At 30.3% G+C, this 13,322-nt stretch carries 8 protein-coding genes; 4 read left to right on the plus strand and 4 right to left on the minus strand.

Features of this window, described 5'->3' with window-relative positions:
- Window positions 1-32: 32 nt before the first annotated feature.
- The 3 genes from KK2020170_RS10675 to KK2020170_RS10685 form a co-directional block, all read right to left on the minus strand.
- Complete coding sequence (locus KK2020170_RS10675; RefSeq protein ID WP_221258321.1) at window positions 33-896, minus strand: hypothetical protein; 864 nt, start codon at window positions 894-896, stop codon at window positions 33-35.
- Window positions 897-973: 77 nt separating this feature from the next.
- Window positions 974-1,882 carry a patatin-like phospholipase family protein gene (locus KK2020170_RS10680; RefSeq protein WP_221258322.1) on the minus strand — a complete coding sequence of 303 codons (909 nt, stop codon included), beginning with the start codon at window positions 1,880-1,882 and terminating at the stop codon, window positions 974-976.
- On the minus strand, window positions 1,882-3,954 hold the full coding sequence (locus tag KK2020170_RS10685) for a M1 family metallopeptidase (RefSeq protein ID WP_221258323.1): 2,073 nt from the start codon (window positions 3,952-3,954) through the stop codon (window positions 1,882-1,884). Before KK2020170_RS10685 ends, KK2020170_RS10680 begins: the two co-directional genes overlap by 1 nt.
- Before the next feature lie 163 nt (window positions 3,955-4,117).
- Between KK2020170_RS10685 and recG the strand changes: the two genes are divergently transcribed.
- The 4 genes from recG to pheT are packed head-to-tail and all read left to right on the plus strand — an operon-like array spanning window position 4,118 to window position 10,667.
- Entirely contained in the window at window positions 4,118-6,217 is a 2,100-nt protein-coding gene (gene recG, locus KK2020170_RS10690; RefSeq protein WP_221258324.1) for an ATP-dependent DNA helicase RecG, read from the plus strand.
- A 44-nt stretch (window positions 6,218-6,261) separates the two neighbouring features.
- Window positions 6,262-7,125, plus strand: a complete 864-nt coding sequence (locus tag KK2020170_RS10695) for a bestrophin family protein (protein WP_221258325.1) — start codon at window positions 6,262-6,264, stop codon at window positions 7,123-7,125.
- A 29-nt stretch (window positions 7,126-7,154) separates the two neighbouring features.
- Window positions 7,155-8,171 (plus strand): proline iminopeptidase-family hydrolase, encoded by a 1,017-nt coding sequence (locus KK2020170_RS10700; RefSeq protein ID WP_221258326.1) that lies wholly within the window; start codon window positions 7,155-7,157, stop codon window positions 8,169-8,171.
- A 60-nt stretch (window positions 8,172-8,231) separates the two neighbouring features.
- Entirely contained in the window at window positions 8,232-10,667 is a 2,436-nt protein-coding gene (gene pheT / locus KK2020170_RS10705; RefSeq protein WP_221258327.1) for a phenylalanine--tRNA ligase subunit beta, read from the plus strand.
- 188 nt (window positions 10,668-10,855) lie between these two features.
- Here pheT and KK2020170_RS10710 read toward each other — a convergent pair whose 3' ends face one another.
- On the minus strand, window positions 10,856-13,216 hold the full coding sequence (locus KK2020170_RS10710) for a T9SS type A sorting domain-containing protein (RefSeq protein WP_221258328.1): 2,361 nt from the start codon (window positions 13,214-13,216) through the stop codon (window positions 10,856-10,858).
- Between the last annotated feature and the right edge of the window lie 106 nt (window positions 13,217-13,322).

Below are 13,322 nucleotides of genomic sequence, written 5' to 3' on the forward strand. Positions count from 1 at the left end.
TTTGATTGGGCTTTTTTATTCTTAATAGTGGATTAGTTTCTAACGTAAGTATTAGTATATTGTCTATTACCAGCTGCAAACGTAATCTCATAAGTAATTTCAAAATCATCACCAGTTGAGAAATCTACAACAGTTCCATCAGTTCCGTCGTCTGTTAAACCATATACTTCGTTTGAATAGTAACCTTGACATAAACCTTGATTAGCAACTGAAATATCACCACATATATCCATAAAGTTATAACCTTGATCAGGTGCAATAGTACCTGCTGCCCATCCTCCTGTCGTTGTAGTTTTATAAGTGTTAATATCAACTAACTCAACAATCTCATTTGTACGCAACCAAGTACCACCATCATCTCTAACAATTGTACATGTAAAACTATCAGAACCAGCCATAGAAGAAACTATGTTAGATAAACATCCAACAAATACAATTCTTAATGTATTGTATTTAACTTGACCTGCAACTGTTGAACCAGCAGTAGAAGAAGTTAATTTAACGATTAACTCCGTCTTTTGTAATGGATCAAAGTTTCCAGTGTGAACTGCTAAAGGAAACATACCAAAAGATGAACCCGCCGGAATTGTCATAGTACCTGAAGTATCAATAAAATCAAATTCAACACCTTCAACAGCAGTACTTTGAACCAAGTCAACTTCATACTCAACTACTATATCAGTTTCTGAAAATTGACCATTACCATTACCAATTAAATTAATTGGAAACTCTCTATCAATAGTTCCTAAATCTTCAAAATAAGAAACTGTTTGAATGTTTGTATTAAATCCAACTACTTTTGGACCAGAATCTAATTGATGTTCTGTTCTAATATCATCATCTGTACAACTAATAATTAATGCACCAAGAACTGTTAGAGTTAAAAGCTTTTTCATATTTATATTTTTTTAGTTTTTAATGAGATGATAAATACTAAAAAAGGTTGCGTGAATTTTAAAAAAAATTAAAAAATTTATTCATCTTTCTGAATCTCTTGACTATCAATCTCTTTTGTTTTTGCATAATTATAACCTACTTGCCACCATTCTTTCATTTTTTCTTTATTAAAAACTAATGAATTTGTGGTTAATAAAGTTGGTGTATAATAAAAATTTATAGTTGCATCTTTAAAACGAGCTTCGTATTTACCAATTTTAATATTTTGATATTCAATACGATCCATCATAAAAGAAAATAAATTTGTTAAAGCTGTGAATGGACTTCGAGCGGGCAAACGATTATATAAAGGAGTTTCTGTATGTAATATGATTGCATCAACATGTGTTGCTCCACGCTTAATAGCTTCCTCAATTGGAACCATTGCAGCAAAACCACCATCAGCATATTCACAACCATTTTTTCTAACCAAAGACATAAACGGAATATAATTACAAGAGATCCAAATCCAATCGCAAAAATCTTCGTATTCAAATTCGTTAATGGATTTGTATTCTACTGTATTAAGAGAAAGATTTGAAACTGTTACTATTATTTCTTTTGGACCGGATTTTAATTTTTCGAATTCTTCTTCGGTAAAAAACTCACCAATTAACTTTCTAAGGTTTTTACTTTCACCGAAAGTTTTAGAACCTTTAAGAAAATTACGAAGTACATTAAAGTGATTTATCAAGATAGTATCTTCACCAAATCGTTTTTTTATTTTAAAAGGACAATTACTAAAAATACTATTTTGGTTAACAGATGTATAAGCTTCTTTTATTTTTTCAACTTCTTTTAAAGCCAAATGCGATACTAATAAACTTCCAGTAGATGTTCCTAAGTAAAAATCATAATCTTTATGCAAATCTTCAATAAGATATTGAGCTACGCCTCCAGCAAAAGCACCTTTACTTCCTCCTCCTGATATGATTAATGCTCTCATTATTCTGTTTCTTTTAGAAATGTTTGAAGCCTTGCTTGTAACTCTTCAGATAATTTAGGTTGAAGTGCTTTAAATCGCTCTCTGTCTTGAGCATTTGATAACATTCTTCTAATTTTATCTTTACCAAATTTTACAAACTGCCATTTGTGATATAATGTTGACTCTAATATACTAATTAAAACTTGCTCTGAAGGAATTTGCAAACTCAATAATGTTTCTATTGCTGCTTGACGAACTCCTGATTCATAAGGTAATTGTGTCATTTTTTCTAACTCAGTAATTGCTTCAATTTTATCGGAAGGAGAAATTCCTTTAGTAACTATTTTCAACGTTAAGTTAGCTATTTTTAAATTATAGTTCAAGCCTTCCCAACCATTACTTAATTGTGTATAGTAATATTGATCTTCTTTAAAGTTTTTCCATAATTTGAACAAAGCAATTTCTTTGGTTATATAGGAGTTATCCTGTAATAAACTTTCAAATTGCTCTCTGAAATCATCTTGAATTGTATTTACAGTTTGCGCAACTGCTTGGCGTACTTCAAAATTGTTTGTAGCCATTGCTAATTCAATTAATTCTCTTTTTTCTTCAAAAGGAATAACTTCGCACTGATATAAAATTTCTTTTTTTACAGGGAAATAAATATCCGATTGCATAATTTCTTCAAAACGATTTTTCTTATCTGCAAAAGAAATTTGGTAACTATTAATTACTTCATAGAAAGTTTGAATAAATGAAGCATTAGTTAAATACTTTTGTACACCTTGAAAATCAAATCCTGGTGTTTCTAACCAATTTTTCTTATACGTTTGAATGTCAAAATTAGGTGCTACCTTTTTTATTTCGGCTAAAAACTCATCCGTATCCACATTTTTATATTGGTATTTTTCCAAATAATTTTTGACAGCTTTTTTGAAATTTTCTTCTCCAACTTCTTCTCGTAAAACATGCAAAGCCCAAGCACCTTTTTTATAAAAGGTTAAGGAACTCGCCTTTTCACTTAAAATAGGTTCAGTATCTTCAGCTGATGCACGTTCTAATTGGGTTGCCATTTCCCATAATTGGTGATAGAAATAATCATCTCCAAAAACAGATTGCTCTGCTAATAAAGCATAATAGGTAGCAAAACCTTCTTGTAACCAATGGTGCTTGCTCTCTTTTGCGGTAACCAAATCGCCAAACCATTGATGTGCCAATTCATGGGCATTGACATTCAAATAGTTTTTATCGTTATAACCAATTGAATCCACCACAAAATCTTGTGAAAAAATCGTTGAAGTCGTATTTTCCATTCCCGCATATAAAAAATCACGAACCGGAACTTGACGATATACTTCCCAAGGATACTCTATTCCAATTTCTTGTTCTAAAAACTCAAATATTTGTTTGGAATGACGATATGTTGGTTCAAATTTTAAACTGTCTTTTCTGTCTAAATAATATTCTAAAAAAGTATTTGATGTGGTTCTATCTGATGTATATGAAAATTTTCCTATAGCTAACATTAGTAAATAAGAAGACATTGGTTTTTTCATGGAAAAAGACCAAATTGTTTCACTACCATCAGAAACTAATGGGGAAGAAATTATACCATTTGACAAAACTTCATAATCACTATTAAAATTAATATTTATATCAAAAATTACTTTTTCATTTACATCATCAAAACTGGGCAACCAATGACTTGTATATTTTCCTTGACCTTGTGTCCAAATTTGTAAATTTTCATCTTTACCTGTAAAATAAAGTGCTTGTTTTGGCTTAGCTGAATATGTAAATGATATAATATTTTTTTTCTTTTTAAATCCTTTGTACAATTTCAAATGCTTTCCATCATTAACAAATGGAACTTTTTTATTATTAATTTTCACATCTCTTATCTCCATTGCAACTGCATCAATACTAATCGTGTCAATTTTTTTATAAATATTAAATTCATATTCAATTGCTCCAGAAATTGATTTTTCTTCAAAAATTGGATTAACATAGGCATAGCATCTAATAAAATCAACACTTTTGTATTGTTGGGAAAAAGCTAAAACACTAAAAAACAGAAAGAAATATCGTAACATGTAATGATTCTTGAATTTTACACGAATATAATCATTTTCAAATTAGCTTATTTTCAAATTTTCAAATTAAAAACTATCTTCGCTACTGTATTAATTATGTGACTTCTCGACTCCGCTCGAAGTGACAAACTGAACACTGAGACTGAATACTGTAAACTAACTAATGAATTTACTCGACACTCCAATTGAATACTTGAAAGGCGTTGGTCCACAACGTGGCGATTTGTTGCGCAAGGAGTTAGACATTCATCGTTATAGCGATTTATTGAATTTATATCCCAATCGTTATATCGATAGAACACGTTATTATAAAATCAATCAACTAATTAACAGTAATTCGGAAGTTCAAATTGTAGGTAAAATTATTCATATTAAAACCGTTGAACAAAAAAGAGGAAAGCGTTTAGTTGCTACTTTTATTGATGATACGGGCGAAATGGAATTGGTTTGGTTTCAAGGTCATAAATGGATAAAAGAAAGTTTAAAAATTAATGTTCCGTATGTGATTTTTGGAAAAGTAACTTCTTTCAATGGAATTTTCAATATGGCGCATCCAGAAATGGAATTGTTAGACGAACACAAAGCAAGTTTACGAAGTGCCATGCAACCGGTTTATCCTAGTACGGAAAAGTTAGCGAATAAAAACATTACGAATAAAGTCATCAATAAAATGATGCAACAATTGTTTGTAGAAACACAAGCATTATTTACAGAAACTTTACCCGAAAGCATTATTCAAGAATTACAATTAATTCCGAAGAATGCAGCTTTATTCAATATTCATTTTCCAAAAAATCAAGATTTATTAGCTAAAGCGCAATTCCGATTAAAGTTTGAAGAATTGTTTTACATTCAATTGCAATTAATCACAAAAAACTTAATTCGGAAACATAAAATAAAAGGACATCCGTTTGAGATTGTAGGCGATAATTTTAACGATTTTTACCAAAATCATTTACCTTTTGAATTAACAAATGCTCAAAAACGTGTAATAAAAGAAATTCGAAACGATTTAGGAAGTAATGCACAAATGAATCGATTGTTGCAAGGCGATGTTGGTTCAGGAAAAACAATTGTAGCTTTACTTTCGATGTTAATTGCAAAAGACAATGGATTTCAAAGTTGCTTAATGGCGCCAACAGAAATTTTGGCAACCCAACATTTTAATGGCCTTTCCGATTTAGCTAAAAATCTAAATATCAATATAAAATTATTAACTGGTTCAACTAAAACTTCAGATAGAAAAATCATTCACGAAGAACTGGAAAATGGTAGTTTAGATATTTTAATTGGTACCCATGCTATTTTAGAAGACAAGGTTCAGTTTCATAATTTAGGTTTAGCTATTATTGATGAACAGCATCGTTTTGGTGTGGAACAACGCTCAAAACTCTGGAAGAAAAATGAAATTCCACCTCACGTTTTAGTGATGACTGCCACTCCTATTCCGCGAACTTTAGCCATGAGCATGTATGGTGATTTAGATATTTCAGTTATTGACGAGTTACCTCCAGGTAGAAAACCTATTCAAACCGTACATCGTTACGATAGTAATCGCTTAAAAGTTTGGAAGTTCTTAAAAGATGAAATTGCAAAAGGAAGACAAATATACATTGTTTATCCGTTAATTCAAGAATCAGAAAAAATGGATTATAAAGATTTGATGGATGGTTACGAAAGTATTTCTCGCGATTTCCCATTGCCGCAATATTCGATTTCTATAGTTCATGGAAAGATGAAACCAGCCGATAAAGATGAAGAAATGCGGCGATTTGCAGAAGGAAAAACCAATATTATGGTAGCCACAACTGTTATTGAAGTTGGTGTAAACGTTCCTAATGCTTCGGTAATGGTGATTGAAAGTGCTGAACGATTTGGTTTGTCGCAATTGCATCAGTTAAGAGGACGTGTTGGTCGTGGAGCCGAGCAGAGTTATTGTATTTTAATGACGAGCCACAAATTAAGTAACGATAGTAAAACACGTTTAGAAACCATGTGTGCTACCAACGATGGTTTTGAAATCGCTGAAGTCGATTTAAAACTACGTGGTCCAGGTGATATTATGGGAACCCAACAGAGCGGTGTACTTAATTTACAAATTGCCGATTTAGTTAAAGACAGAGATATTTTACAATTAGCTCGACATATAGCGATTAAGATTTTAAAAGAAGATCCAAATATGACAAAACCAGAACATCAAAAAATGAAACAAATCTTCTTAGAAATGAGTAAAAAGAAGAATATTTGGAATTATATAAGTTAACTAAAAACAAATTAACGAATAAACAATAAACATCTTCACACAAAATGGTTCAATACAACCCAAAAGACTGGCTTACTTTTATTTTTCGATTTCATAAATCGGATACCTTTCGTCAATTAATACCAATGATGATATTAATAGGAATTTATTCCTATGTAGTTACGTATCTAGAAATGGAATATTGGCAATTGGCAGAAAATAGTCATGTAAAAAATACAACCATAATGCATGGAATGGTTGGGTTTGTTATTTCTCTTCTTTTAGTTTTTAGAACGAATACCGCTTATGACCGTTGGTGGGAAGGAAGAAAACATTGGGGAGCCTTAGTAAACAATAGCCGGAATTTAGCTATTAAACTATCTGCCTATTTAAAAGATGAGCACGACAGAAACTATTTTAGAAAGTTAATTCCAAGTTATGCTTCCTTTCTTCAAAAACACCTAGCAGATGAAGAAACAGCGTTGATGCTTATTGATGGTTTAGATTTAGATATTGATCATCATAAACATAAACCCAATCAAATTGCTAAAATGTTATTTCAAAAAGCTAATGACTTACATGTTTCTGGTAAAATTTCTGGTGACCAATTCATTATAATTAATGCAGAATTGCAATCTTTTACGGATATATGTGGTGCTTGTGAACGAATTAAAAATACGCCTATTCCCTACTCGTACAGTTCGTTTATCAAGAAATTTATTTTTATTTATATCATGACCTTACCATTTGGTTATGCTTTTAGTTTAGGTTATTATACTATTCCTGTCGTGGTATTTGTTTTCTATGTATTAGCTAGTTTAGAATTAATTGCCGAAGAAATTGAAGATCCATTTGGAAATGATGCTAATGATTTACCCACAAAGAAATTAGCTTCAAATATAAAGAAACATGTGGAAGAAATTTTGTAATTTAGACAGACTCACAAAATAATCAACACATGAAAAAAATAACTATTCTACTATTTATTTTATCAATTTTTACAATTAGTTGTAAACAAGAGATTAAAGAAACTCAACCAAATGTAAATGGCTATTTTTCTAAATCTGAAGATAGTATTCAAAATGGTGGAATAAAAGTTATTCCAATAACAACTCCAAAAGGCACTTTTAATGTTTGGACCAAGCGTATAGGAAATAATCCAAAAATTAAAGTTTTACTTTTAAATGGCGGCCCAGGTGCAACACATGAATATTTTGAATGTTTTGAAAATTTTCTACCCGCTGAAAGTATTGAATTCATTTATTATGACCAATTAGGTTGTGGAAATTCAGACAATCCAAACGATACGATAATTTGGGATTTATCTCGATATGTTGAAGAAGTTGAACAAGTTCGAAAAGCTCTAAAACTTGATAATTCTAATTTTTATCTACTTGGACATTCTTGGGGTGGAATTCTAGCAATGGAATACGCACTAAAATATCAAGACAATATGAAAGGTATGATAATTTCAAATATGATGTCTAGTTGTCCTGAATATGATAAATATGCTAATGAAGTATTAGCGAAACAAATGAGCCCTGAAGTACTAACAGAACTTATGGAGATTGAAGCCAATAATGATTTTTCAAACCCAAGATACATGGAATTGTTACTTCCTAATTTCTATGAAAAACACATTCTTCGTTTCTCTGCAAAAGATTGGCCAGAACCTGTTAATCGTTCTTTTGCTAAAATGAATCAATCTCTTTATGTAACAATGCAAGGCCCGAGTGAATTTGGAATTGCAGGCAAATTAGAAAACTGGGATAGAACTGAAGACTTAAAAAAAATTAACATCCCTACATTAGTAATTGGTGCTACACATGACACTATGGATCCTAAATTCATGGAAAAAATGTCAACTATCTTACCTAATGGATCTTTTTTGCTATGTTCTAAAGGAAGTCACATGGCCTTTTATGATGATCAAGAAACGTATTTTAAGGGGTTAATTTCATTCTTGAAAAAGTAATGTTAAGCTTTTAAACTTTTAAACTTTACGTTATATTTGCACTCTTAAATTCGATACAAAATGCGTATTTCATACAATTGGTTAAAACAATTTATAAAAACTGATTTAAAAGCCGAAGAAATTTCTGAGATTTTAACCGATTTAGGTTTAGAAGTTGAAGGAGTTGAAAAATTTGAAAGTTTAAAAGGAGGTTTACAAGGTGTTGTAATTGGACATGTACTAACTTGTGTTCAACATTCTAATGCTGATAAACTAAAAGTTACAACTGTAGATTTAGGTAACGGAGAAACTCCTGTACAAATTGTTTGTGGTGCACCAAACGTTGCCGCTGGACAAAAAGTACCTGTGGCTACAATTGGAACTAAATTATACGACAAAGAAGGAAACGCATTCGAAATTAAAAAAGGTAAAATTCGCGGTGAAGAAAGTCACGGAATGATTTGCGCAGAGGACGAATTAGGTTTAGGTGAAAGTCATGATGGAATTATGATTTTAGCTGATGATTTAAAACCTGGCACTCCAGCTGCTAAAATTTTCAATATAGAAACAGACGAAGTTTTTGAAATTGGTTTAACACCTAATCGTGCAGATGCAATGTCTCACTTTGGAGTTGCTCGTGATTTGCGTGCTGGACTTGTTCAAAAAGAAAATTCAACAAATTTTGAAATTATCACACCATCGGTAAGTAATTTTAAAATTGATAAGAGAACTTTAAAAATTGATGTTTCAGTAGAAGCCGATAAATTAGCACCTCGCTATTGTGGTGTAACCATTTCAGGAATAGAAGTAAAACCTTCTCCATCTTGGTTACAAAACAGATTAAAAGCTATTGGATTAACACCAAAGAACAATGTAGTTGACGTTACTAATTATGTTTTACACGAATTAGGACAACCTTTACATGCTTTTGATGCTGCAAAAATTAAAGGAAATAAAGTTGTTGTTAAAACTGTTCCAGCTGGAACAAAATTTACAACATTAGATGATGTTGAACGCACTTTAGATGCAGAAGATTTAATGATTTGTAATGCTGAAGGACCAATGTGTATTGCTGGTGTTTTCGGAGGTAAAGATTCTGGAGTTACGGAAACTACTTCATCAATTTTCCTTGAAAGCGCATATTTTAATCCAGTTTCGATTCGTAAATCGGCTAAAAGACATGCTTTAAATACAGATGCTTCTTTCCGTTTCGAAAGAGGAATCGATCCAACTATTACAGAATACGCTTTAAAACGTGCAGCTCTATTAATTCAAGAAGTGGCAGGTGGCGAAATTACTTCTGATGTAGTTGACATTTATCCTAAGAAAATTGAAGATTTTCAAGTATTTCTTACGTTCGATAAAATTAAACGCGTTATTGGAGAGGAAATTCCAAAGGAAGTAATAAAGAAAATCTTAGTTTCATTAGACATAAAAATAAATAATGTTACAGAATCTGGACTTGGTTTAGTAATTCCGTCGTATCGTGTTGATGTACAAAGAGAAATAGATGTAATTGAGGAAATTTTACGTGTTTATGGTTACAACAACATTAAATTCTCTCAAAAACTAAATGCGACTATTTCAAATTCATCACGTACAGAAGAATTTAAAGTTCAAAATATTATAGCCAATCAACTATGTTCATTAGGTTTTAATGAAATGATGGCTAATTCATTAACAAAACCAGAATACGTTTCTTTATCAGAAAGTTTAAAAGAAGAGTTTACGGTACATATGCTAAATCCTTTAAGTAGTGATTTATCAGTAATGCGTCAATCAATGTTGTTTTCGGCTTTAGAAGCTGTGTCTTTCAACATTAATCGTAGAAAAACTGATTTAAAACTATTTGAATTCGGAAAAACCTATCATAAGCTACCTTCAGGTTACGATGAAAACAAACATTTAACTTTAACTGTAAGCGGAAATCGTTCAGATGAAAGTTGGACAAATACCCAACAAAAATCAGATTTCTTCTTATTCAAAGGTTATGTAATGTCTATTCTTTCTAGAATTGGTTTAGATGCTAAAGTAACAACTTTACCATTTGAAGATGCTATTTACAACGAAGGTTTAGCGTTAGCTGTTGGTAAAGAAACTATATTAGAAATGGGTACAATAAAGAAACCTATTTTAAAACATTTCGATATTAAACAAGAAGTTTTATTTGCAGATATCTATTGGGATAAAATTCAAAAATACATTTCTAATAAAATTAAATTTACTGACATTACAAAATATCCAGAAGTTCGTCGCGATTTAGCTTTATTAGTTGATAGTTCAGTTGCTTTTGAAAATGTGTTTAAAGTTGCAAAACAAACAGAAAAGAAATTGTTGAAAGACATCAATTTATTTGACGTTTACGAAGGTAAAAACTTACCTGAAGGAAAGAAATCGTATGCGGTAAGTTTTACTATTCAAGACGATAACAAAACCTTAAACGACAAAGAAATTGAAAAAATAATGTCGAAGTTACAAACTAATCTTGAAAAAGAATTAGGAGCTACGCTTCGTTAAAAATGTAATTTGTCACACTGAGCGCAGTCGAAGTGTCTTATAAAAAAAAACTCCAAAAATACATTTTGGAGTTTTTTTTTATTTACAATTCTTTGTCATTTCGAACAAAGTAAGAAACGTGAGTTCATCGTAGCTAAATCTCATTATTTTGATTATGAGACTCCTCCTTTGTCGGAGTGACATTTTTTTTACTCTTTCACAAACTTAGTCGTTGCACTACCTTTTTGTGTATTTACTTTTACGAAATACGTTCCAGCTTCTAAATTGGAAATATCAATAGTTTTAGTCGAATTTGGAATTGCAATAACTATTTGACCAACCATATTATAAACCTCAGCTGATTTAATTTCAGCCTGATTTTTAGTTGAAATATTCAATGTTTTTTTTGTTGGATTTGGATACAATACAAATTCATTTTCAAAAGGAAAATCTTGATTGCTTAATAAATTATTGATTGTTGTAACATATTCATTTGTTGTTATTGGAAAATTGTAATCGAAATAAATATTAGCATCATTACTAAATGTATCGCCAACAGTTAATGTTGGCAAAGTTCTAATTTTAAACGCAACATAACCATCATTGGTAGCATCGTTAAAATCTAAATTGATGTTCTCAAAAATGAATTCTACTTTGTTGTCTTTAATTCGAGTATAAAATTCATGACTTCCATGTAACGGAACTAAAGTTGACAAATCAAATTTAGAAGTATCAATCATATCTTTTACAACAATGTTTTCCGCAGAATACGTTCCTGTATTTTCAAAACGAATTACATAATGAACGTATTCTCCAACCATTGAAATATCTACCGATTCACCTTCAACACACGTTTTATCATTAGGATCGTAAGAACCAACCACAATTTGACGTAAACTCGATGAATTATTCGACAAATCTTCATCAGTATTTGTGGTTGAAATTTCAGAGAAAATTCCTAAAACATCACCATTGTTAACAGCAGGAGTTTCGGTAGGTGAATTTACATTTAATACAACATCTATTATTCTAGTTTCAAAAGGTAATAAATTAGTATAGTTCCAACTTAATGTAGTTGTATTAAATGAAGTAGATTGTGAATTAGAAGGTGATGAACTTGAAATAAAATCTAACACATCTTCTTGATAAGCAAATGTAACTTCGCCATTTTCTACTTGGTTACCTATATTTTTATAAATAATTCTATACTGCGCATCGAAACCAGGTCGTGCAGGAGTTATTGGAACTAAAACAATTTCAATATTTGAATGTACACCATTTGCTGTAACACAAAAATCTTGCGTAAAAGGACTTGCCTGTGTAGGGAAATTTACTGTATAACTTTGCGGAGAAATACTAAAATAAGATGGATTTTCTATAACAGGTGTAATAGTATGGTTACCAGCTTGCATGTAGAATTTATAATTACCAGAAATATTGGAAATAAAACTTCCTATAGTGCTTCCATTTGTAATGTTAAATTTTAAGTTTGGATAAATAATATCTGATAAGCTACAACCGTCATTATTATAATCAAATCTATTATTACCGTTAACTTCATAAAATGTTCCACCAGGCGTAAATGTGCAATATGAATTAGTATGACAATTTGTATAACCCGCTAAATCAATTTTTTGTTGTATATAACTAATGTCCTCATAATCACAACAAATAAAATTTAAATTAGGACAGGTATTAATATTTAATGAACTAAAGGCTCCTGGTCTTCCATTTTTAAGATTTAAATTTTTCAAATATTGGTTACCTGCACAATCAACATTCATAACATTATAATTATTTTCCAAATTAATTTCTTCTAAAAAAGTACTCCTAACATAAAAATGAATCAGATTTGGATTTTGAGATAAATCTAATGATGTAATGCCCGAATATGTTATAGTTAACCCTTCCAATAATGTGTTATTCGTTAAATCTATATTGCTTAAACCTCTAAATCTAAGTGTTTTTAAAAGCGTATTATTTGTCAAATTCAAATTTGAAATATTATTAGCTGAACAATCTAAATAATCTAAATTGATTAAATTAGACACGTTTAAACTAGATAAATTATTATTAAAGCAATCTATTTTCTCTAATAGGTTATTGTTAGTAAAATCTAATGAAGTTATATTATTTATATGGCATACCAGAGTTTTTAATTGCGTTAAATTTGATGTATTTAATTGTGTTAAATTATTTATATTACAATAAATAAATTTCAAATTAACATTGGAAAGTAAGTTTAAATTATTCAATGAGTTATTAGAACAATTTAAATATTCTAAGTTTATAAAAGCTTCTATACCTGTTAAATCAGCAATTGAACTATTTTGAACACTTAAGTACTTGATTAAACTTGCTTCACTATATTGAATTTCTCCATCTCCATTTGTATCAATTACATGATAAGAGGTTACAGAACCTGTAGAACTTGGAGTTTGAGTGGAAGAGATATTTCCTGGGTTACTACTAAGTAATTTTGCTTTAAAATTAGCATCAGGAATATTAACAATTTGCGCATTAGTTAAAAAACTAAATACAAGAAATAGTAGAAAATAAAGTTTCTTCATATAAATAAATTTGAAAGCAAAAATAAGCTAAAAAAGTTTGCACGATAAATTTAAATCAAAAAAAATCCCGTTTCAATTAAGAAACGGGATTTTGTATTTATAGACA

The sequence above is a fragment of the Flavobacterium okayamense genome (genome assembly GCF_019702945.1).
Taxonomy (GTDB): domain Bacteria; phylum Bacteroidota; class Bacteroidia; order Flavobacteriales; family Flavobacteriaceae; genus Flavobacterium; species Flavobacterium okayamense.

Coding starts and splice junctions, on each gene's coding strand:
- KK2020170_RS10675 (WP_221258321.1), bottom strand. CDS start 896: ATGAAAAAGCTTTTAACTCTAACAGTTCTTGGTGCATTAATTATTAGT.
- KK2020170_RS10680 (WP_221258322.1), bottom strand. CDS start 1,882: ATGAGAGCATTAATCATATCAGGAGGAGGAAGTAAAGGTGCTTTTGCT.
- KK2020170_RS10685 (WP_221258323.1), bottom strand. CDS start 3,954: ATGTTACGATATTTCTTTCTGTTTTTTAGTGTTTTAGCTTTTTCCCAA.
- recG (WP_221258324.1), top strand. CDS start 4,118: ATGAATTTACTCGACACTCCAATTGAATACTTGAAAGGCGTTGGTCCA.
- KK2020170_RS10695 (WP_221258325.1), top strand. CDS start 6,262: ATGGTTCAATACAACCCAAAAGACTGGCTTACTTTTATTTTTCGATTT.
- KK2020170_RS10700 (WP_221258326.1), top strand. CDS start 7,155: ATGAAAAAAATAACTATTCTACTATTTATTTTATCAATTTTTACAATT.
- pheT (WP_221258327.1), top strand. CDS start 8,232: ATGCGTATTTCATACAATTGGTTAAAACAATTTATAAAAACTGATTTA.
- KK2020170_RS10710 (WP_221258328.1), bottom strand. CDS start 13,216: ATGAAGAAACTTTATTTTCTACTATTTCTTGTATTTAGTTTTTTAACT.